This window comes from Amorphoplanes digitatis (genome assembly GCF_014205335.1).
Lineage (GTDB): Bacteria > Actinomycetota > Actinomycetes > Mycobacteriales > Micromonosporaceae > Actinoplanes > Actinoplanes digitatus.
Map to the genome: position 1 here is coordinate 6239885 of NZ_JACHNH010000001.1, position 22094 is coordinate 6261978.

Sequence of the window (22094 nt, forward strand, 5' to 3'; positions counted from 1 at the left end):
CTCAGCTCGCCCGGACGAGGTGGAAGATCTTGGTGTTCGGCGGCAGGGTGACGTCGTGCTCCGCCTGGCACCGCCACCCCGAGTCGGGGAACACGTCCCGCCACTCGCCGAGCGTCGGCACGTACTTGTCCATCAGCGCGTGCACGTACTCGAAGCCCAGCGTCAGGATGGGCAGGTCCGCGCCGGGCGACCGTTCGGAGCGGTACGTGTCGCCGAGCGCGATGCCACCCAGCCGCGGGAAGACGGCGCGGAACCCGTCCAGGACGGCCAGGCAGTTCTCCCGGGGCCAGAAGTCGTGGCCCATCAGGAAGCAGGTCGCGACGTCCACGTCCGCGAACTCCGGTCGCGGCTCCAGCCGGCACACGTCGGCCTCGACCAGGACCACCCGGTCGAGCAGGCCGGCCTCGGCGACCCGCTTCCTCGCCAGTTCGATGGCGTCCGGCGCGATGTCGATGCCCACGCCGCGCGATCCGGGCCGGGCGAGCACCGCACGCACCAGGCGGTCGCCGTTGCCGCAGCCCAGGTCCGCGATGCAGGTGTAGTCGATGCCCTCGAGCATCCGGTCCAGCACCGGGTCGATGAACTGCCGGCCGAAGTCGGCGGTGCCGGTGCCGATCCGGCCGGCGTCCCGGCGGATGAGCCCCCGGCCCCAACTGCCGCCCTGTGCGACGACGCCGCCGGTACGCAGCAGCTCACCGCAGCCGCCGAGGAGCCAGCCGAAGAAGCCCTTGGTGGCGTAGATCTCCGGGAACGCGTCCGCGGTCCTCGCCTCGTGTGCGTCGTCGGACACCCGCACGACCTCGGCCCATTCCAGCGCCGACAGGACCGCGCGGACCGACGGCTCGTGCAGGTCGTGCTCGCGGGCGAAGCGCGCGATGTCCAGCCGGCCCGCCGCCCTCAGCTCGTCGAGGAGCCCCACCTCCCACGCGGTGACGACGGCGTACGCCGCCAGCGCGGAGTTGAACAGTCGCGCGGGCGGGTCGGCGCCGAGACGGGCCACGATGGTCATTCCCCTCCACCTTCCTTATGGCGCAAGGCCTCCACCAACTTGGCGAGGTGGCCGAGCGTGTCGCAGTCGAACACCTCGCGCAGCGGCAGCTCCACGTCGAACTCCTCCTCGATCAGGGCCGCCACCTCGATCGCCATCAGCGAGTGACCGCCCAGTTCGAAGAAGTTGTCGCCGGTCCGCACCGTCGGGACGCCGAGCACCTGCGCCCAGATGCCGGCCAGGCGCGACTCGGTCGCCGTCATCTGCCCCTCGACCGCGCCGGCGTCGGCCGTGCCCTCGCCGGGTGCCGCGGTCAGGTAGGCGGCGATCATGGCCGGCACGTCCACCTTGCCCGAGGGCAGGCGGGTCAGCTCGGGCACGGTGACCACCATCGGCACCATGGCGGTGGGCAGGCCCGCGTGCATCTGCCGGGCGAGCTGCCCGGCGTCCAGCGCGCCGCCGGCGCCGGCCACGAACGCGACGAGCCGGACCTCCTCGCCCGGTCCGGCCCAGCTGCCGACGGCCACCTCGGCGCCGGGACAGCGGGCGGACAGCGCGGCCCGGACCTCCGCCGGCTCGACCCGTACCCCGTTGACCTTGACCTGCTCGTCGCGACGGCCGAGAAACTCCAGCAGGCCGTCGGCGCCCACCCGGACCAGGTCGCCGGTGCGGTAGATCCGATCGCCGTGCGGCGTGGTCGGGTCCGGGACGAACCGCTCGGCCGTGGTCCGCGGATCGTTCAGATAGCCCCAGGCGAGCCCCGCGCCGGCGATCCCCAACTCGCCCTGCGGAACCCCCGTTCCGCCCAGGTCGTCGAGGACCACCGCACGGGTGCCGTCGATCGCGCGACCGATCGGTACGGCATCGCCGTCGGCGAAGTCGAGGCCCGTGCACTCGAACCAGGTCGAGTCGATGCAGGTCTCGGTGGGACCGTACTGGTTGAACACCCGCGTGCCGTGCAGCGGTCGCAGCCGCCGCAGCAGCGCCGCGTCACACGCCTCGCCGCCGAGGAACAGGTACCGCAGCCCGCCGAGCGTGTCGACCTCGACGGTCCGCAGATAGGCGCGCAGCACCGACGGCACGAAGTGCGCCGCCGTCACACCGGCGCCGACGATCTGCTCGGCGGTGGCGCGCATGTCCCGCATCGCCTGGTCGTGGCCCACCACCACGCCGGCACCGTGCCACAGCGGCGCGAGCATCTCCCAGACGCCGAAGTCGAAGCCGGGCGAGGTCAGCCACGCGACCCTGTCCCCCGCGCCGAGCGGGTAGCGGGACTGGCCCCAGACGAGTCGGGCCGCCAGTGCCGCCCGGGGTACCGCCACCCCTCTGGGCCGGCCGGTCGAGCCGGAGGTGTAACAGACGTACGCCAACGACTGCGGATGCGGTGCGGGTTGCCGCCGCGGGCCGGCCGCGTGCCGGGCCCGCTCGACGCCGGCGGCGTCGACGACCAGGCCGGGACGGCAGTCATCGAGGATCTGCCGGCGCCGCGCGCCGGGCAGTCCGGGATCCACCAGCACCGGTACGGCGCCGGCGTCCAGCGCGGCGAGGAACGCCACCAGGCAGTGGACGCCGCGTTCGATCTCGATCGCCGCGATGGTGCCGTTCGGCGCGACCTCGAACAGGCCGCCGGCGCCTCGGACCCACTCGGCGAGTTCGCCGTAGGAGTACACGGCGCCGTCGTACACGGCGGGTGCCCGCGGTGTGCGCGCCGCCGCCGCGAAGAACGGTTCGGTGAGGTCCGCGCCGGTCACAATGCCTCCAACACCTTGTCCAGACAGTGGAAGGCCTCCTCGACGTCGGTGACGGAGTTGTAGATGTAGGTCGACATCCGCAGGACCTGGCCGCCGGCGAGGCCGTCGACGAGGGGCTGCGCGCACATGTGGCCGCTGCGGCACATGACGCCGAACGAGTCGCTCAGCGCGCGGGCGACCTCGTCCAGGCGGGCGAAGCCGGGCAGCTCCATGGAGACCACACCGGCGTGGTCGCCGTCCGGCGCCGGGCCGATCACCCGGACCGTGTCGCGCCGCGCGCACTCGGCCAGGAGCGCGTTCGCCAACACCGTGTCGTGTTCGCGGATCTCCCGCTCTCCCAGCTCGTCCAGGTAGGACAGCGCGGCGCCGAAGCCGATGACGGCGGCGATGTCCGGCGTGCCGTACTCGAAGCGGTGCGGAACCTTCCGGATCCGGTGGCCCTGCGTGTCGACCCAGTCGACGGTGCCGCCGCCCAGCATGACCGGGCGGAGCCGCTCCAGCGCCGACATCCGTCCACAGAGGACGCCGACGCCGGTCGGGCCGCACATCTTGTGTCCGGAGAACGCCACGAAGTCGGCGCCCGCCGCGCGGAAGATCTCCCGGCGGTGCGGCAGGGACTGTGCGGCGTCGACAACGACGATCGCGCCGGCCTGCTTGGCGAGCCGGATCAGCCCGTCAAGGGGTGAATAGACCCCGGTGACGTTGGAGCACGCGGTGAGCGCGACCACCCTCGGGCCCTCGGCCAGCGCGCGCTCGAACTCGGCCAGGTCCAGGCCGCCGTCCGGGCGTACCGGGATCAGCCGCAGCCTCGAACGTACCCGCCAGGGCAGCAGATTCGAGTGGTGCGCGTCGAGGCTGCCCAGCACGAGATCGTCGGCGTTCAGGTCGAGGCCGGCCGCGACCATGTTCAACGCCTCGGTCGTGTTGCGTACGAAAACGATCTCCTCGGACCGGGCTCCGACGAACTCCGCCGTCTGGATGCGTACCCGCTCGTACTGGTCCGAGGCCTCCTCGGACAGCAGATGCTTCCCGCGGTGGATGTTCGCGCCGTTCGTCGTGTAATACCGGCACACCGCGTCGACCACCGGCCGCGGCCGCAGGGTCGTCGCCGCGCTGTCGAGATAGATCAGCCGCCGGCCGGCGACGGTGCGGGCCAGCACGTCGAAGGAGGCCGGCGAGGCGAGGGCCGCGCCGCTGCCGGTACGGGTCAGCATGAGCCGACGCAGGACAGGAACTTGCCGCTGCGCTCGGACGGGATGTAGTCCACCCGCTGCACGTCGACGAGACTCCGCGCGCCCAGCGCGGCCCGCACCCGTGCGGCGAGCGCGTCACCCGCATCGGCCGGTGCCGCGGGCGCCGCGATGAACTTTAACCGGAACCGCCGGTCCGACACCTGTTGCATCCGGTAGGCGATCACGTGCGGGTCGGCGCCGACGATGTCGTCGAACTGCTTCGGTGACACCGTGCGCGAATCCTGGCCGTACAGGAAGTGCACGGCTCTCCCTTCGTGCCGGACGGTCGGCGCGGGATGGCCGCAGGGGCACGGCGTCATCAGCCGGTACAGGTCGCCCGTGCGATACCGGACGTGCGGCAGCAGCCGGTCGCCGAGCGAGGTGATGACGAGTTCGCCGATCTGGCCTCGGCTCACCGGCGTCAGCCCGACCCGGTCGAGCAACTCGATGTGGAAGGCGGAGTTGTTCAGGTGCAGGCGGCCGAGCGGGCAGTCCATCGCCACCCAGCCGAGTTCCGACATCGACACCACCTCGGCGATCGGCACCTCGACGCCGAGCGCGTCACGGATCTGGCGGCGGGCGACCTGGGTCGCCAGGGTGTAGGTGAGGATGACGGCCGCCGGCCGCGGCGGGCTCTGCCCCCTGGCCAGGTATTGGCGGATCAGGAAGGCGAAGTGGGTCGCGTCGGTGTAGAACCAGTCGGGCCGGTACGAACCGATCTCGTCCATCGCCTGCGCCACCTGCGCCTCGGAGGTGGCGAGCAGGTCGTGACCCACGGGCAGAACGAGCGTGCCGTCGCGCAGCAGGCGACTCTCCATTGTCGAGTTCGGCGCGGCGCACTCGACGTCCGAGCAGTTCGGTGCCGCGTACCGGGCGATCCGCTGTGAGCCCAGCCCGAGCAGGGCCGCCCGCAGGGCGGGGAACACCGAGGTCGTGGCCGACATCCGCCGGGCGAGATCGAAGGTGTAGGCGACAGTGGTCAGCCGCTCGCCTCCGGTGCCCGAGCTGTGGCTCTTGAGCACATGCTTGTCGTTCGCCGGCACCTGTGCGCGGGCGACGACCCCGGCGGGATAGTTCGACCGGTAGAACTCCTTGTCCGTGAACGGCAGCTCGCGGAAGGCCGCCTCGCCGGCCGGCCCGCTGGGGTCGACGCCGGCTTCGGCGAGAAGCCTTCGATACGCCGGCGCGTTCTCGAAGGCGTATCGCGCCTCACGCCACGCCGCACCGATGGTGGGCGTGTCACGCACTGTCGCGGTATCCATCGAGCCCCCTCCCGCCGCAAACAGTGGCCCGCGGCGGCGGTGGGACACCAGTGCTCAGTTAGCGCGCCCGGACGAGCGCCCGAACGCCGCACCACGTCAGGGGCTCAGCGGATAGGCTTCAACGACGTTCGAGGCGGCGGCGGGCCTCCTCGGCCGCGGGGTCGCCCACGTCCTCGTAGATCCGCACGGCCTGGCGCCAGGCGGCGATCGCGGCCGCCCGGTCGCCCATCGCTTCGCGGGTGTCCCCGAGCCGGATGAGGGTCTCCGCCTCGTGATACCGGTCGACGGAATCGCGGAAGAGCTGGATCGCCTGCTCGTAGCAGTCGGCCGCGCGCCGGCGATCGCCGAGGCGATCGTAGGCGAAACCCAGGCTGTCCAGCGTCGCGGCCTGGCCGTTGCGGTCGTCGCTCAGGCGTTGCTTGGCGAGCGCCTCGGTGCAGCTCTCGATGGCCCGGGCGTAGTCGCCGGTGCTGGCCAGCAGCCAGCCGATCGCGTTGAGCGTCCGGGCCTCCCCCGGGTGGTTACCGACCAGCCGGTACAGCCGCAGCGCCTCGCGACCGTGCGCGAGCGCCTCGTCGGGCCGTCCGTCCATATAGCAGAGCTCGCAGTAGTTGTGCAGCGTCTGCGCCTGACCGGTGTGATCGCCGAGGCGTGCGTGCAGCTCGAGGGCGCACTTCAGCCGGTACTCGGCGGCGTCGAGGTCGCCGAGCCGGGTCATCGCGCGGGCGAGCAGACGGTTGGCGGCGGCCTGGCCGACGACATCGTCGATCTTCTCCGCGGCGGTCAGCGCGATCCGTTGGCTGGCGAGTTGGTCCTGCCACATGCCGCGCGGCGCCAGAAAGGTGTTCAAAGCCCAGGCGATCTGCCAGGCGTACGCCTCGAAGCCGTTCTCGGCGGCCTGCTGGACCACCCTGACCAGCACCCGGTGCTCCGCCGTGAACCAGGCGAGCGCGCCGTGGTGATCGGTCACCGTCCGCCTGGCGGGTACGGGCAGCGGTGGCACCGGCTCGATCCGCGGCCACTGCGGCTGGAGCAGCAGCGCCGCCGGGTAGGCGGCGTGCAGGTAGTGGTCGTACAGGCGCCCCAGGGCAGCCGCGCGCTCGCCGGCGCGCTCCGGCGACTCCGCGAGCTCGGCCGCGTAAGCGCGCAGAAGATCGTGGAAGGCGTACCGGCCGGGTGCGTGCTCGGCCAGCAGATGGAGCCGGGTCAGCTCCCGCAGCAGCGGCGTGACGGTTCCGGTCGGCACGCCGGCGAGCGCCGCGGCCGCGGCCGGGGTCAGGTCCGGGCCCGGGTGCAGCCCCAGCAGGGCGAACAGCCGGGCCGCGTCCTGCCCCAGCGCCAGGTACGACCAGGAGAAGACGCGCCGGACGTCGCCGTCGTCCAGCGCGTCCAGCCGCGCCTCGGCCGACTGGAGTTCGGCGGCGATGGCGCCGAGCGAGAACGTGGGATGGGTGGCGACGCGTGCCGCCACTATCGACAACGCCAGCGGGAGCCGGCCGGTGGCCTCGACGATGTCGGCCACCGCGGCCGGCTCGGACGCGATGCGACCGGCGCCGAGCCGGTTGGCCAGCAGGATCGCCGACTCGTCTGCGGTGAGGACGCCCAGGGTCAGCGGCGCGGCCGATTCGGCGGCGATCAGGCCGTCGAGCCGGTCGCGGCTGGTGACCACGACCGTGCAGCCACCGGCACCGGGCAGCAGGCTACGAACGTGGGCGGAGTCGCGAGCGTTGTCGAGCACCACAAGCATCCGCCGGGAGGCCAGCAGGCTGCGGTAGAGCCCGGTCCGGGCCTCGAGACCGGAGGGTATCCGGGCGTGGGGTACGCCGAGCGCTTCGAGGAAGCCGGACAGGGCGTCCGGTGGGGAGACCACGCCGGCTTCGTCGTACCCGCGAAGGTTCACATAGAGCCGGCCGTCGGGGAAGCGGTCGGCCACCCGGTGCGCCCAGTGCAGCACCAGGGCGGTCTTGCCGATCCCGGCCATCCCGGACACCGCGGAGACGGCCACGATCGTCGGACCCTGCTCCCCGCTGTCCAGGAGCGCGTCGAGGCCGGCGAGTTCGGCGCTGCGGCCGACGAACCCCGGCACGGCGCGCGGCAACTGCTCGGGGCGCTGGATGAGCGGGCCCGGCGCCGGGGCCGGCACCGGTCCGAGGCGGTGATGCAGCATGTCGTCGTACAACTCGGCGAGTTCCGGCGCGGGATCGAGGCCGGTCTCCTCCGCCAGCACCCGCCGGGCCTGCCGAAAGGCATCGAGGGCACCGGCCACGTCCCCGATGCGGTACAGGCCCACCATCAGCTGCCCCCACGCCCGCTGCCGCAGCGGATGCCGGTCGAGCAGGACACGCAGCCGCCGCACCACATCGGCCGGCACGCCGAGCGCCAGCAGCGCCTCGGCGTAGTCCTCCTCGGCGAGCAGCCGGCGCTCCTCCAGCTGCGCCACCCGCCGGGTCAGCGCCGGGCGCAGCGGCAGGTCGGACAGCGGGTCCCCACGCCACAGGCCCACCGCCGCGGAGAGCTCGGCCTCGGCCCGTTCCATATCCGAGGCGGCGAGAGCGTCGCGGCCCCGCGCCGCCGCGGCGTCGAACAGGTCCAGATCCCGCTCGCCCGTACCCACCCGCAGCAGATAGCCGCCGGCCGCGGCGGCGATACCCTCCCAGGGCGCCCCGCCGCCCAGCGACTTCCGCAGCCCGCGTACGTAGGTACGCAGATTCGCCGCGGCCGACGCCGGCTGATCGTCGCCCCACAGCACCGAGGCCAGCTCCTTTGTGCTCACGACCTCGTTCGGGCGCAGCAGCAGGGTGGCCAGGAGCAGACGTTGCTTCACCGAGCCCAGCGGAACGGGCCGGCCTTCGCGGTACACGCGGAGCGGGCCGAGGAGGTCGAAACGCACAGGCACCTCAACAGTGGGCGCTGTCACCAGGTGCACCGCGCCCGGGTGACGGGAATTGGTGTTCTGGACGTCAGTTGGTGCGGCGATTGTACGGGCCCCGCGTTACCGTTCGCGGCTCCGGCGCCCGGTCCACCATGGCGCCGCACCGGCCGATGAGTGATACTTGCACCTAGCGTGCAGCAATCATCTCCGTCGATCTGGAGTCCCCGATGCCCTCGCCTCGCCGCCGGCTGCTCGCACTCGCCGCCGCAGCCGTCCTCACCGTCGCCGCCGCACCGGCTCCGGCCGTCGCGTCCGCCGGCGAACCGTCCTACCGCCCGGTCATCTTCGTCCACGGCAGCGCCGGCTCGGCGGCGCAGTTCGAGACCCAGGCCAAGCGTCTCACCGGCAACGGATACCCGATCGAGGTCATCGAGGCCCACGAGTACGACTCGGCGAACATCGCGACGATCCTTACCCAGGTGCACGCGGGCCTGGACGCCCGGATCACCCGCCTGCTAGCGGCGACCGGGGCCGACCGGGTGGACCTCGTCGGACACTCGCTCGGTACCTTCGTCGCCCAGGGCTACCTCACCAGCTCACCGGCGCGCGCGGCCCGGGTGGCGCACTACGTCAACCTGGACGGCCGGACCGCGGCCGCGCTCCCGGGCGGCGTACCGACGCTCGCGATCTGGGGTGAGGGTGACCCGGCCCGGAGCATCGCCGGCGGCACCAACGTGTATCTCCCCGACCAGTCGCACACGCAGACGGTGTCGTCGGCAGAGTCCTTCCGGGAGATCTTCCGATTCCTTCGCGGCCACGGCCCGGCCACGACGAGAATCGTGCCGGAGCGAGGCGGGCCGGCACGCGTCTCGGGCCGCGCCGTGATCTTCCCGGCCAACACCGGCGTCGGCGACGCGACGCTCGAGGTCTACCCGGTGAGCCGGATCACCGGCAGGCGCCTGTCCCCGCGGCCCCAGCACGTCGTCCCGCTGAGCGGCGACGGATCGTTCGGCCCGCTGCCCGTGTTCCCCAGCGTCCGGTACGAATTCGCGCTCCTGCGTACCGGCACGGCGACGCACCACTTCTACCTACCACCCTTCGTACGGTCCGACTCCTTCGTGCGACTGCTGGCCGGCCGTCCGGGCGAGGGACTCGGAGCGCTCATCGAAACCAGCGACCGGCACACGGCGCTGGTGTTCAGCCGCCAGAAGGAGTGGTGGGGCGATCAGGGCGACGCCGGAGACCGCCTGTGGATCAACGGCCGGAACATCCTGAACCCGGCGAACGCGCCCCGCACCAAGCGGGTGATCGGCATCTTCGCCTTCGACGACGGCAGCGACGGCGTCACCGACCTGACCGCACCGCTGCCGGAGTTCTTCAGCCAGATCTTCATCACCGGCATGGACGTCTTCATCCCGGCCACCCCCGCCCACCACGGCGTCGTGTCGATCGCGGTCCACCAGCGAGGCGGCGGGTTCGAGGTGGCCGGCGTCCCGAACTGGCGATCCAGCGACCATCGCGTAACGGTGAACATCGACGACCATTAAAACGACACTAGAGCGCTTCGGCACGCTCCACAGCCTCTTGGAGAGCCGCTGTCGGTTCGCCACGCTCGGAAGGGAGCCTTCCAAGGCTGGCGAAGTTCCGGACTTCAGGTCGAATCATTGGTTCGGCCGTTCTACTCAGGACCTGAGTCCGCGGCTTGCGGCGAACTCCAGGAAATCGTCAGCGACGACCTCTGGTTCGCCGGCGTCGTGGAAGCGGAACCAGACCTCATCGCGGCAGCGACCGCCGGTCACCGGGAAACCCCAGTAGTCTCCGGTGCCGACCGGAGCGACGGCGACGAAGCCGCGATCGGGGAACTCACGATCGTTCACGGTCAAGAGGTCGTCGTGCCCTGGCTCGGCGATGACCGGCAGCAGATCAACGAACCCGAACATCCCTCCGCCGTAGTTCCTCATGAACGCCTTGTACCTGGACGGGAGGATCACTCCCATCCGCCGCTCGATGTCGGTGATCTCGTCGGCGGTAGCGGTCCGGCCTTCGATGAGGGCGAAGCCGTGCCTGGCCTCAGACGCGGCCGATTTCTGCCGGAGCACCTCGGCGAGCGCGTCAAACTCCGCAAGATCCATACCTCAGCTCCCAAACGACCGTCTCAGCTCCGCCGGCGCGTCGCATCATCATCACCGATCAGAGCGGAGCCCCGGCTCATGGGACTGCAACAAACCTGCACATCGTTTACCTTCCGCCAGGAAAGCGCTTTCCTTATAGTGGTATCCGTCGATGCCGATCGAAGTCCGGACCCCCGGCCAGGGAGCCCCGCTCCAGCTCGGTGCGGCGAAATGATGCGCCCCGCCACCCCAATGCCGCGCACCCCGCAGGCCTCGCCGCGGCGTGCCCGCATGCCGTACGGAGTCCGGCGTGGCGCGGCCCACCGGCATCCGAACGACGAGAGGTAGGACGACTATGAGACGACCAGTCGCACGGGGAATCCAGGCGGCACTGGCCACGGTGGCCGTCGGGGCCGCGATCGTGGTGGTGGGGCCGTTGACCCAGGCGTCGGCGGCGACCGGTGGTGTCACCGGCTACGCCACCCAGAACGGCGGAACGACCGGTGGCGCCGGCGGGCAGACGGTGCGGGCCACCACCGGCACCGCGATCCACGCCGCGTTGTGCGGCCGGGCCAGCAGCAGCACCCCGATCATCATCCAGGTCGAGGGCACCATCAACCACGGCAACACGACAAAGGTGTCCGGCAGCAGCTGCAACACCGCCGACGGCGTGATCGAGCTCAAGCAGATCAGCAATGTCACGATCGTCGGGGTCGGCGGCGGGGCCGTGTTCGACCAGCTGGGCATCCACATCCGCGAAGCCAGCAACATCATCATCCAGAACGTGACCGTCAGGAACGTGAAGAAGTCCGGCTCGCCCACGTCCAACGGCGGTGACGCCATCGGCATGGAGTCCAGCGTCCACAACGTGTGGATCGACCACAACACGCTGTTCGCCTCCGGCGGCGAGGACGCGGGCTACGACGCCCTTGTCGACATGAAGGCCGGCACGAACTACGTGACCGTCTCGTACAACACGCTGCGCAACTCTGGCCGTGGCGGTCTCATCGGGTCGTCGGACAGCGATCTCGACAACGGCCCGGTGACGTTCCACCACAACCTGTACGAGAACATCGAGTCCCGCACGCCGCTGCTGCGCGGCGCGACGGCGCACATCTACAACAACTACTACGTGGGCCTCGCCAAGTCCGGCATCAACCCCCGGGCCGGCGGCAAAGCCAAGGTCGACAACAACTACTTCAAGAACTCCGCCGACGTCCTCGGCACGTTCTACACCGACCTGATGGGTTCCTGGCAGGTCAGCGGCAACATCTTCGACAACGTGACCTGGACCGCGGCCGGCACCGAGAACCACCCGGCCGGCCCGAACCCGGTCTCCAACACCTCCATCAGCATCCCGTACGCCTACAGCCTCGACCCCGCCAGTTGCGTGCCGAGCGTGGTCACCGCGACAGCCGGCGCCGGCACCGGACTGCAGGTGTCCAACGGCGGTTGCACCCCGACGTCGCCGACCGCCGGGCCGACCCCAACCAGCCCGCCGACGTCCTCCCCCACCGCCGGCCCGACGCCCACCCAGAGCCAGCCGTCCGGGACGAACCTGAGCATCGGCGCCGGCGCCGACGGCTCCAGCAAGGCCAGCGGCACCAGCTACGGCAACGTCATCGACGGCAACCTCAGCACCTACTGGTCGCCGAACGGCGCCACCGGCTCCGTCTCGGTCAAGTGGAGCTCGGCCACGACCGTGGCCCGGATCAACATCCGTGAGGCATCCGGCTCGTCCATCGGGTCGTGGCAGGTCCTCAACGGCGACACCGGCGCCGTGCTCAACACCGGCAGCGGCGCGGGTGTCATCTCGTTCACCGCGACGTCGCTGAAGAAGGTCACCTTCACCATCACAAGCTCATCCGGTACCCCGAGAGTCGCCGAGTTCGAGACCTACGCGAGCTGATCCAGCAGCCCCGCGGCGGGGACCGTCGACGCGATGGCCCCGCCGCGGCTCGGTGAATGGCGTCTATAGTGGACCGATGCTGGGAGTAGTCGCGGCCGCGCTTGGTGGTCCTGAGGTGTTGCAGGTGACCGAACTGCCCGAGCCCGAGGCGGGGCCCGGGCAGGTGGTCATCCGCACCCGCGCGGTCTGTGTGCACCCGGCTGACATCGCCGCCACCACCGGAGAGATCCCTCGCGGGCCGGTGTTGCCGCCGTTCCTGCCCGGGTGGGACATCGCCGGCGAGGTGGCATCGGTCGGCCCCGACACGGCGGAGTTCCGGGTGGGTGATCGCGTCGTCGGGATGATTCCGTGGTACCTGACCCGGGGTGCACCCGGCGGCTATGCCGAGTTCGTTGCCGCCGACGCGGCCTGGCTGGTGCCGCTGCCGGACGAGCTGGACTTCGTGTCCGCGGCCACGGTGCCGCTCAACGCACAGACCGCACACCAGGGGCTGTCACTTGTGTCATTGGCAATGCTTCCGGCCGGCAGCAGCATTCTGGTCACCGGCGCCAGCGGCGGTGTCGGCGGCTTCGCCGCCCAGCTTGCCGCTCAGGGCGGCTTCCGTGTCCTGGCACAGGCAAGCCACGGTGATGAGCAATGGGTGCGCGGTCTCGGCGCCCACGAGGTGGTTTCCCGCTCCACCGACCTGGCCTCGGTGGGACCGGTCGCAGCGGTGTTCGACGCGGTACCCATCGGCGAGGCGGCGTCCGCTGCCGTCGAGGACAGGGGGGTCGTCGTCGCCACCCGGCCCACGCCGGCCATCGTTCCGGCACGTGGCGTGCGCCAGGAGCTGCAACTCATCCGGCTCGACCGCGAGCTGCTGGCCGACCTGGTGGGGCAGGTGGCGGCGGGACGGCTGCGCACGCGCGTGGCGGCCACGATGCCGTTGACCGAGGCGGCCGACGCACACCGGCGAGTGTTGGCCGGCGGCCTGCACGGAAAGCTCGTGCTGACGGTGGGCTGAGCAACACCAGGAACCGGAACAGCTGGGTCCAGCCTGCCGCGATCACCGATGGGTGGAGGAGCCCCGGTCCAGGTGCGGATCGACTTCGGCGCGGATCGTGAGGCTGTTCGTGGGCATCGTGTCGACCATCGTGCCGGCGCCGTTCGGGCATCGGTAGCGGACCAGGGCCGCCCATTCGCAGGCGCTCTCGACCACTCCCGCACGGCGGGCGCCGTTGCGGTGCACCCATACCGGATCGCCCGGCCGGCACGCCACCGCGGGTGCCGAGGCGGTCAGGTCCGGCGGGGACGCGGGGGCGGCGGCCGGCTCGTACGTCTCGGTGTGGTCGCCGCTCTCGGTGGCCACGACCCACGTGATACCGGCCTTGTCGGTGGTGCGCGCGTGCCGCTTGGCGTTGAACATCGCCTGGTCCGCGCGGCGCAGCAGGTCGGGAAGGCCTGCGGTGCGCCCGGCCGGTACGACGCCGATCGAGGCGGTCACGGACAGGGTGTTGCCCCGCACGTCCATCGGGGGCGCGATCGCGGCGCTCAGCGAGCCGGCCACCTCGTGCCACCACGCTTCCGGGGCGTCCGCACCCGGGAGGCGCGGCAGCGCGGCGAACTCGTCACCGCCGAACCGGGCCACAAGATGGTCGCCGAGGCAGGCGGCCATGCGGCGGGCGACAACGCAGAGGACCTCGTCGCCGGCATCGTGCCCGTACGTATCGTTGATGGGCTTGAAGCCGTTGAGGTCGAGGATCAGGACTGCCGACGAGGAATCGTCGCCGCGCAGCAGCGCCGGGGCGAGCGCGTGGAAGAGGCGGCGGTTGGCGAGTCCGGTGAGCTCGTCGTGGCCGGCCATCCATCGGAGTGAGGCGCGCTCCTGCTCCAGCTCCTGGACGTGCGCCGCAAGTTGATCGATGCGCGCCTGGAGGCGGGCGGCTTCGGCCTCGGTCCGCAGCTGAGCGTCATCCGGCGGCACACCGCCCATGTCGGCGGCGGCAGAATCGAGGATCCGCATCGGCCGTCCTCTCAAGACTGCGGCGGACCAGCAGGAGCTGTCGAGTCGACTACGAAGGATCGCCTCGCGCCACAGTGGAATCATGACAGTCGCCCGAGACACGTGCAAGATTTCACGTGGACAACTGTCACGATGACGTCATGCATCCGGAGCCCGTTTCAGCTACTCTAGGTGCCTGCCACTTTCGTGGTGAAAGAGTCACGCATGGACGTGAATTGCTGATCGTGCACTTCAGACGGACATTGAGTGACACACCTGGCCACTGGACCGGTGGCAGTCGGTTACTTACAGCAAGCAACTCCAGCGTGAGGGGGCACTGATGAGTCGCGAAACTGGCTGGATCATTTCCAGTAGGTCGTCAGGCAACGGCGGCAGTTGCGTCGAGGCCCGCCGCCAGGACGGCCTCATCGAGGTCCGCAACAGCAAGGCGCGGGAGGCCGGCGCCGTGGTGTTCACGATCGAGGAGTGGGACTCGTTCCTGTTCGGCGCCAAGCGCGGCGAGTTCGATCAGCTCCTGACCGACTGATCACGGCAGACCTCCGGACGAGCGGTCACGCCCTTGCCGAGATCGCTACCGGAACTCCGCGACCGGTACGGCGTCTTTGCTGATGAGGTCGAAGATCCGCCGGTACTCATCGACCTCGGCCTGCTCCTCCAGGTAGAGCGCGCCGACGTGGGATTCCAGGTAGACCACGTCGGGGTCCTCCGGGTCGTCGAACTCCAGGATCCGGAAGGCGCCGGCCATCGCCGCGTGCGCCCCGACCGAGAACGGCAGCACCCGGATGTCGACCGTGTCCTCCCCGGACAGTCGCCGCAGGTGATCGATCTGCCCCTTGAAGACCTGTTCGCCGCCGACCGACCGGGTCAAGGCCCCCTCGCCGAGCACCGTCACGATGCGGATCGGTGGCGTGCGGGCGAACAGCGTCTGCTGCCGCTGCATGCGGAGCTTGATGTGGCGCTCGGCGGCCTCCGCGTCGACCGGCTGCTCGGCGCCGAAGACGGCTCGCGCGTACTCCGGGGTCTGCAACTCGCCGGGGATGATCTCGCCGTCGTACCCGAACATGCGGGACGCGGACGCCTCCAGCCCGACGTACAGCTTGAACCACTCGGGGATCACCGGGCTGGCGTCCCACCACTCCTGCTGCGACGTGCCGAGCGCGAGCTCGGCGAGCGCGTCGGTGATGCTCTGGTCCGCGCCGTAGAGCCAGCAGAGCGCGCGCACGTTGGCCCCGGTTACCGGAACCTTGCCCGTCTCGATGCGGTGCAGCGTCGGCTCCGAGATGCCCAGCCGCGCTTCCGCCACATCACGCCGGCTCATACCGGACGCGGTGCGCAGTCGCGTCATTCGCCGCCCCAACGCCCGTCGCACGACGCGTTGGCCTGTGACCGGCACGCAGAACCTCCGCCTCGCCAACCCGTGTGGACGGTGACGCCGACTACCGTACCCGCAACACCGCGTTGTCAGCAGGCAACCCGTCGTTGCTGACCAAACGTACGAGGGCGACGAGCCCGTATTCGCGGTTTCCCGCTCGACCAGAAGGAATGCCACCGGCAAGCCGATCTCGTTCACCGAACCCTTCTGACCAGTCCGGCACCGCGCCGCCCTTCGGCCAGAACCGCGATCTCCAGGGCGGCGCGGCGGACGTCACCGTGCCAGCGGCTCGGGAAGGCTTCGGTCAGGTGCCAGCCCGCCCGGTGCAGGGCGCCCTGGCGTTCCAGGTGGGTGCCGGTTCCGTCCTGGTGCACGGCGCAGAGGACACCGACGTCCCCCACGCAGAGGTCGATGGTCCACGGGCCGACCGAATATCCCGGTCGCACGTCGACGTCGAGCCGCTTCAACTCGGCGGCCAGGTCCGCGGCCCAGCCCGACGGCTCGGCGCCGGGGCCGAACTCACGCGGCACTTCGGCGTGCCGCAGATAGTCGCCGAGGAGACCGGGCGGGCCAGTCAGGGAGGTGAGCACGACCAGCTTGCGGCGGGCCCGGGTGACCATGACGTTGAACAGCTGCGGGTCGGTGACGAAGCGGCGACGGCTCGGTGAGTCCCCGTCGAGCAGGGCCAGGGAGACCACCACCGCGTCCGCCTCGCTGCCCTGGAACGCGTGCACCGTGCCGACCCGCAGCCGCAGCTCCTCGATGCGCTCCACGGGCAACGCCTTGAGCAGGGCCGCCTCCAGGGCCTCGGCCTGTGCGCGGAACGGGCTGATCACCCCGATCCCCCGGTGGCCGGCCGCCGCCAGCCGCTCCACGGTGGCAAGGGCGGCCGCCACCTCGGCCTTGTTGACGCCCTTGACCAGGGTCGCGTCCGGGATGTGGAGCACGTCGATGGCGTCGGTCGCGTCGGCGAGCGGGGTGCGGGTCATCACCGAGACCCGGCCGCCGTAGAAGCGCCGGGCCGGGAAGTCGATCAGATGCGGGACGCTGCGGTGGTGCTCGGCCAGCCAGGTGACCGGGGCGGCCGAGGTGGCCAGGTCGTAGGTGCTGACCCGGCGGACGTCGAGACGCTCGTCGCAGTCGTGCGCCTCGAGCACCTGGGTCACGTCGACGTCGCTGACGAACGAGACGAACCGCAGCTGCCGCGGGTCGCCGACGATCAGCGCGCGGCGGGCGCGGGCCAGCACCGGCGCGGCCCGGATCTGGTCCACGTGCGATGCCTCGTCGATCACCACCAGGTCGAAGAGGCCGGGCTCGGGCGGGAGCAGATCCTCCACGTCGGCGACCGTGCCGATCCACAGCGGCAGCGCGCGGACCAGCGGGGCGGCCTCCATCCGGGCGAGCAGCTCACGGCGGCGGTTACGGCCGGCCCGCAACGCCGCGGCCAGGGCGCCGGCCGCGCGTCGTGCGTCGCGGCTCCAGCGCTCCGCGCTGCGCGCGCCGTCGCGCATCGCCTGGCCGACCAATTCCCGCAGCTCACGCTCGGCGTCGTGCAGGGCGGCCCAGCGGGTGGTGAGGTCGGTGCCGCCGGTGGCGGCGAGGTGGGCGGCGGCACGCTGCGCGGTGGCCGCGGCGAGTGCTTCGGAGACGATCTCCTCCGGTACGGACTCAGCCGCGCCGAGCAGCCGGAACGCTTTGCGCCGGGCCGAACGGGCACGGCGCCGGGACCACCACCCCGTACCCGGCTCGACGGCCAGCAGCGCCCGGATCCGGTCGAGAGCGTCGGTGAAGGCGCCGGGCACGTCGGCGGAGAGTTCGGGCAGGCGCGGCTGGTGCTCGGGGAGCGTGGCGGCGGCCCGCTCGATGTCCAGCGCGGACACGATCTCGGAACTTCTCCCCCGTACCGCCGCATGTGCGGCCTTGACCCGCGCCCGACCGGAACGGATGACACCCGCCTCGACACCCTGGTCCGCGCCCGCCGCGAGTTCGGCCTCCAGCCCGGCCCGGCCGCCCGCGTCGCCGAAGAGGACCGGCGTTGAGCCGGGATAGCGGGCCAGCAGGCCCGCGAGGACCTCGGCGGCGTGCGGGGACTGGGTCGCCACCAGCACCGACCCGCCCCGGTCGACCACCTCCAACGCGGCCGCGACCACCGTGTGGCTCTTGCCGCTGCCCGGCGGTCCGGAGACCACCGTGACCGGTTCTGATCGGGCCCGGATCACCACTCGTTCCTGCGGCCCGGTCAGCGGCAGCGGCGACAGGACCGGTAGGTGATCGCTTCCGGTCGCACCGGTGTCAGAGGCGCCGGTGCCCGACTCGCCGTAGACCGCGGCGAGGGCGGTCGCCGAGAGGTCACGCCCGGCCCAGCTGCGCAGGCTGTCGGCGAGGCCGCCGCCGAACACGTCCCGGACCACGAAGAGCGCCGGAGCCGCGACCAGGACCAGGCCCTCCGCCGGGATCCGCCCCTTCGGGCCGATCATCTCGCCGACGGTGAAGCCGGTCGCGTCGGCGACCGATCTCAGCCACGCGCCGCTGCCGATCGCCTCCAGCCAGCCCGGTGTGGCCAGGCCGGGCGCGTCCTCGAACGCGGCGGCCAGCTCAGGGTCGGCGACCAGCGGGGTCACCTCGACGTCGCCGGCCGGGACGACCCGGTAGCCGAGCAGTGAGCGCTCCAGGCGCACCGGCTGGCTGAGCAGCGGCAACCGGATCTTGCGAGGCTTGCCCTCGATCTCGGCGCGGCCGGCCAGGAAGCCCCAGCCCCGGTGGAGGATGCGCTCCTCGCGGTGCAAGGCGTCGAGGGCGGCGAGACGCTCGACCGTCTTCTCCCGCGGCGCCTTCTCCGCGATCTCCAGCCACACCATCGGCTGCGAGCCCCGGGTGACGTCGAGAATGCGCTCGGCGGCGGCCGGGGCCAACTCGGCGAGCACGGCGAGCACGGTCCGCGGCTGCATCGCGCCGAGACTACCGCCCGCGGTCACCTGCCAGCACGAACGGCTTCTACCGGGGCAAGGGAGTGAACGCCTGTTCGAAGTCGGGTGGATAGAATTGCGAGCCTCCGCTCAGCCACCAGACGTCGGCACTGCGGTAGAGCACGGTGTAAGTCCTCGGGCCGTCCCGGAAGGCTATCTGGCGGCCGTGTGCGCGATCACCATTACGTGTCCAGGTGAACTCCCACATGACGGCGGGCTTGCCGCGATAGGTCCAGCGCTTGCTCATCTTCAGCTTCTTGTACTGATCCGCGGCGTGTTCCTCGGCGAACAGCTTCTCGTCCTGGGTCAGCCGAGCCCAGGGGTCCACGCTCTCGTAGCTGTGCACCTCGAAGTTCGCCTGGATCATGGTGTCGTCCGACTCGACGAACGTGGTGGGGCCTGCCGTGTAGGCCTCATAGACGACAGGCACGCCGACCGCGTATCCACCGACCGGGTTACTGGCGGACGAGTAGTTGTCCGGCAGGTCCTGGCCAGGCGCTTCGGCGTCCTCGGCAGGGACCTCGACCACGCCCTGGCGTCCGACATGTCCCGCGCCCAGCCCGTCGGACGGTAGATCCGCGGCGGACGGAGCCGGCCCGCTCGAGGCGGTTCCGGCACCGGTATCGTCGCCGGCCTCCGGCTGATCCGCCGAGGTGCCGGACTTCGCTCCCATCGCCGTGTCGGCCTGCTCGTCCGCGGGCCCGCTCACCGCAGGTTCCTGCCCGCGCGCCGCCGCGCCGTCGTTCCGGTCCCGCGATGGAAGCACCCCGCAACCAGCTGCGAGCCCGGCCACGAGAAGTCCGACGACCCCCACGCGGACCCGGTCCGCCAGGTGCCGCGGTTCATGCTGTCCCACTGTCCTACCCTTCGCCGGTGCGCCTGACGCGATGACCGAGTCAGAATCGTGCAGGATCGGCCCGGCCCCGGCATCCGTGTACACACGTAGATTCGACCTACGTACGGATGCGCTCAGGCGACCAGGCCGTTGCGGTAGGCGTAGATCACGGCCTGCACGCGGTCGCGCAGGTCGAGCTTGGTGAGGATGCGGGACACGTACGTCTTGACGGTCTCCTGGCTGATCACCAGCGCGACGGCGATCTCGCCGTTGGACAGGCCGCTCGCGATCAGGCGAAGGACCTCCAGTTCGCGTGGGGTCAGCGCGACGTTCGCCGGTGTTTCCTCGGCGGGACGGATCCGCGCCGCGTGCCTGCCCACGAGCTGCCGGGTCACCTCTGGTGCCAGCAGCGCGGCGCCGGTCGCGACCGTACGGATACCGTGCAGCAGCTGCGCCGGCGGTGCGTCCTTGAGCAGGAACCCGCTCGCTCCCGCGCGCAGCGCCTCGTACACGTATTCGTCGAGGTTGAACGTCGTCACCACGAGCACCTTGACGGGATCGGCGACGCCGACGCCGGCGAGCAGGCGGGTTGCCGCGATGCCGTCGAGTACCGGCATCCGGACGTCCATCACCACGACGTCCGGGTGCAGCCGGGCGGCGAGGTCGACCGCGGTGCGGCCGTCCCCGCACTCGCCCACCACCTCGAGGTCGGGCTGGGCGTCGATGATGGTCGTGAACCCGGTGCGGATCAGTGCCTGGTCGTCGCAGATCAGTACGCGTACCGGCGCGGTCACGAGGTGGGCCCGGTGGGTATGCGCGCCCGCACGACGAAGTCGCCACCCGCGCGTGGTCCCGCGGTGAACTCGCCGCCGAGCACCCCGACCCGCTCGCGGAGCCCGGCGAGGCCTCTCCCGCTCCCGCCGGGGGATGCGGTGCGTGACCCCGAGCCCGCGCTGTTGACCTCCACGCTGATCTCCCTCGGGCCGTACTGGACGTGGACCAGGGTGCGGGCGCCGTGGTCGTACTTGAGGGCGTTCGTCAGTGCCTCCTGCACGACCCGGTAGGCCGTGACCTCGGCGCTGCCCGCCGACTCCTGCGGCCGGCCGTCCTCGGTGAACTCCACCGGCTGGCCCGCGCGCCGGGTCTGTTCGACGAGGGTGCCGAGTTCGCCGACGGACGGGGTACGGATCTCGGTGCTGTGGTCCGGGTTGAGCAGGTCGAGCATCTGCCGCAGGTCCGCGATGGCCCGCCGGCCGGTGTCGGTGATCGCGGTAAGGGTCTGGTCGAGCCGGTCTGGCGCGGCGGTCAGGTACCGTGCCGCCTCGGCCTGAATCACCATCGCCGTCACGTGGTGGGTCACGACGTCGTGCAGCTCGCGGGCGATCCGGGAACGTTCCGCGTCGCGGGTGCTCTCGGCCAGCCGCAGCCGCCGCTCCGCCTCGGCCGCACGGGTTTGGCGCAGCCAGGACCCGGCGCCCCAGGCAATGGCCATTACCAGGAAGAACGTCGTGAACCCGGCAACACCCTCGCTCGATCCGAGCCGGTCGAGGGCGAGGGCGAGCATCACGTACGCCGTGCAGGCCAGCAGCAGGACCAGCCGACGGTGACGTTCCACATAGGCGCCGGCGCTCAGCAACGCGACGGCCAGCGCGGCGCCCGCGACGGTGTGATAGCCGCGAAGCTGGTCGATCACGAAGCCGAGCGACACCAGGGCGAGGCAGACGGCCGGCCAGCGCCGGCGGACGGCGAGCGGGAGGCACTCCAGACCGACCACGATGACGGTCAGCGCGTCGAAGGGCCGGTTCGGCAGTTCACCGAGCTGCGTGCCGTGGCTCTCCAGCGCCGGCGTCACCGACGCGACGACGAACACGAGGGCCAACGGGAGATCCCGGACCGTGACGGGGCTCCGCCGCCACAGATCCGAGGCCCGCCGGAGGTCGATCACCGGGAAACTGTAACGGTCGGCTGCACGCCGTCGGTGCGACGGCGGCGCGGGACGAGGTTACCGCGGCGGCGGGCCAGCCACAGGAACACCAGGGTCAGCGCCACACCGGCACCGACCGCGTACAGGCTGCCCTCGGGTCCGAAGTCGCCGCCGGTGACCAGGGCCGAACCTGACGTCGTGGACTCCAGCAGCCCCTTCGACTCGCCGTTGCCGGAGACCACCGCGCTGAAGATGCCGGCGGCGGCGAAGTTCCAGCCGAAGTGCAGACCGATCGGCACCCACAGGTTGCGGGTTGCGGCGTAACAGGCGGCGAGCATGAAACCGGCCTCGATCGCGATCGCGATCGCACCCCACCAGGAGGCGTCCGGGTTGAGCAGGTGCATCAGGCCGAACAGCACGCCGGTCAGCAGCATCGCGATCCAGGTACCGGTGCGTTCCTCGATGACGCGGAACAGCACGCCGCGGAAGAGCAGCTCCTCGGTCGCCGCCGCGGCGGCCATGACCCCGATCAGCCCGGCCGCGCCCGTCACCGAGCCCAGGCCGTCGACGTGGAAGTCGCCGAGGAAGGCGATGTTCGCGATGACGGCGGCGAACATAGCGACCCCGAGGAGCGCACCTCGGACGATCCGGCCGGCTGCTCCGGCGCGGGCCACCTCCGTGGGCGCGCGGTGTTCGGTACGCCGTACCACCCACGCGTAGCCGAGGACCGCGAGTGCGGCGGTCAGGAGGCCGAGGGCCAGGCTGAGCCAGGCGTTGCCCTGGACCGCGGCGACGGCCTGACCGCCGACGAAGGCGACCGCCGCAACGGTCAGAAACTGCTTGATCAGTCGCATGATGACTCCTCTGTGG

Annotated in this window: 17 protein-coding genes; 4 read left to right on the plus strand and 13 right to left on the minus strand. The window is 71.3% G+C overall.

Features of this window, described 5'->3' with window-relative positions; all coding sequences use genetic code 11:
- Position 1: 1 nt before the first annotated feature.
- The 5 genes from BJ971_RS27315 to BJ971_RS27335 form a co-directional block, all read right to left on the minus strand.
- A complete protein-coding gene (locus BJ971_RS27315) occupies positions 2 to 1009 on the minus strand; it encodes a class I SAM-dependent methyltransferase (protein WP_184996055.1) in 1008 nt (335 codons plus the stop codon).
- Complete coding sequence (locus BJ971_RS27320) at positions 1006 to 2739, minus strand: non-ribosomal peptide synthetase (protein ID WP_184996056.1); 1734 nt, start codon at positions 2737 to 2739, stop codon at positions 1006 to 1008. Before BJ971_RS27320 ends, BJ971_RS27315 begins: the two co-directional genes overlap by 4 nt.
- Complete coding sequence (locus BJ971_RS27325) at positions 2736 to 3953, minus strand: aminotransferase class V-fold PLP-dependent enzyme (RefSeq protein ID WP_184996057.1); 1218 nt, start codon at positions 3951 to 3953, stop codon at positions 2736 to 2738. Before BJ971_RS27325 ends, BJ971_RS27320 begins: the two co-directional genes overlap by 4 nt.
- Positions 3947 to 5233, minus strand: coding sequence for a phenylacetate--CoA ligase family protein (locus BJ971_RS27330; RefSeq protein ID WP_184996058.1), 1287 nt, complete (start codon positions 5231 to 5233; stop codon positions 3947 to 3949). Before BJ971_RS27330 ends, BJ971_RS27325 begins: the two co-directional genes overlap by 7 nt.
- 118 nt (positions 5234 to 5351) lie before the next feature.
- The gene (locus BJ971_RS27335; protein WP_239087435.1) at positions 5352 to 8057 is read right to left on the minus strand and encodes an AfsR/SARP family transcriptional regulator; all 2706 of its coding nucleotides are present in this window, start codon (positions 8055 to 8057) and stop codon (positions 5352 to 5354) included.
- Positions 8058 to 8332: 275 nt separating this feature from the next.
- Here BJ971_RS27335 and BJ971_RS27340 point away from each other — a divergent pair, with 275 nt between their 5' ends.
- A complete protein-coding gene (locus tag BJ971_RS27340; RefSeq protein ID WP_184996060.1) occupies positions 8333 to 9652 on the plus strand; it encodes a PGAP1-like alpha/beta domain-containing protein in 1320 nt (439 codons plus the stop codon).
- Between the two features lie 135 nt (positions 9653 to 9787).
- Here the strand turns inward: BJ971_RS27340 and BJ971_RS27345 are convergent, their stop codons facing one another.
- Entirely contained in the window at positions 9788 to 10237 is a 450-nt protein-coding gene (locus BJ971_RS27345) for an SMI1/KNR4 family protein (protein ID WP_184996061.1), read from the minus strand.
- Between the two features lie 334 nt (positions 10238 to 10571).
- Here BJ971_RS27345 and BJ971_RS27350 point away from each other — a divergent pair, with 334 nt between their 5' ends.
- Together BJ971_RS27350 and BJ971_RS27355 are read left to right on the plus strand one after the other, a co-directional pair.
- Positions 10572 to 12125, plus strand: coding sequence for a pectate lyase family protein (locus tag BJ971_RS27350; RefSeq protein WP_184996062.1), 1554 nt, complete (start codon positions 10572 to 10574; stop codon positions 12123 to 12125).
- 124 nt (positions 12126 to 12249) lie between these two features.
- On the plus strand, positions 12250 to 13128 hold the full coding sequence (locus BJ971_RS27355) for an NADP-dependent oxidoreductase (protein WP_239087434.1): 879 nt from the start codon (positions 12250 to 12252) through the stop codon (positions 13126 to 13128).
- 42 nt (positions 13129 to 13170) lie between these two features.
- On the opposite strand, the gene BJ971_RS27360 is transcribed toward BJ971_RS27355, so the two are convergent.
- Positions 13171 to 14127: a GGDEF domain-containing protein gene (locus tag BJ971_RS27360; protein ID WP_184996064.1), complete on the minus strand. Its 957-nt coding sequence runs from the start codon at positions 14125 to 14127 to the stop codon at positions 13171 to 13173.
- A gap of 319 nt (positions 14128 to 14446) precedes the next feature.
- Between BJ971_RS27360 and BJ971_RS27365 the strand changes: the two genes are divergently transcribed.
- Positions 14447 to 14653: a DUF397 domain-containing protein gene (locus BJ971_RS27365; RefSeq protein ID WP_184996065.1), complete on the plus strand. Its 207-nt coding sequence runs from the start codon at positions 14447 to 14449 to the stop codon at positions 14651 to 14653.
- A 45-nt stretch (positions 14654 to 14698) separates the two neighbouring features.
- Here the strand turns inward: BJ971_RS27365 and BJ971_RS27370 are convergent, their stop codons facing one another.
- From BJ971_RS27370 to BJ971_RS27395, 6 genes are all read right to left on the minus strand, one after another.
- A complete protein-coding gene (locus tag BJ971_RS27370; protein ID WP_311772793.1) occupies positions 14699 to 15697 on the minus strand; it encodes a helix-turn-helix domain-containing protein in 999 nt (332 codons plus the stop codon).
- A complete protein-coding gene (locus BJ971_RS27375) occupies positions 15694 to 18447 on the minus strand; it encodes an AAA domain-containing protein (RefSeq protein WP_184996067.1) in 2754 nt (917 codons plus the stop codon). The genes BJ971_RS27370 and BJ971_RS27375 overlap by 4 nt, the downstream gene beginning before the upstream one ends.
- 46 nt (positions 18448 to 18493) lie before the next feature.
- The gene (locus BJ971_RS27380; protein WP_184996068.1) at positions 18494 to 19174 is read right to left on the minus strand and encodes a serine/threonine kinase C-terminal domain-containing protein; all 681 of its coding nucleotides are present in this window, start codon (positions 19172 to 19174) and stop codon (positions 18494 to 18496) included.
- Between the two features lie 260 nt (positions 19175 to 19434).
- Positions 19435 to 20094, minus strand: a complete 660-nt coding sequence (locus tag BJ971_RS27385; RefSeq protein WP_184996069.1) for a response regulator — start codon at positions 20092 to 20094, stop codon at positions 19435 to 19437.
- Positions 20091 to 21245: a sensor histidine kinase gene (locus BJ971_RS27390; protein ID WP_184996070.1), complete on the minus strand. Its 1155-nt coding sequence runs from the start codon at positions 21243 to 21245 to the stop codon at positions 20091 to 20093. The genes BJ971_RS27385 and BJ971_RS27390 overlap by 4 nt, the downstream gene beginning before the upstream one ends.
- Entirely contained in the window at positions 21242 to 22078 is an 837-nt protein-coding gene (locus tag BJ971_RS27395; RefSeq protein WP_184996071.1) for a CPBP family intramembrane glutamic endopeptidase, read from the minus strand. Before BJ971_RS27395 ends, BJ971_RS27390 begins: the two co-directional genes overlap by 4 nt.
- Positions 22079 to 22094 lie beyond the last annotated feature (16 nt).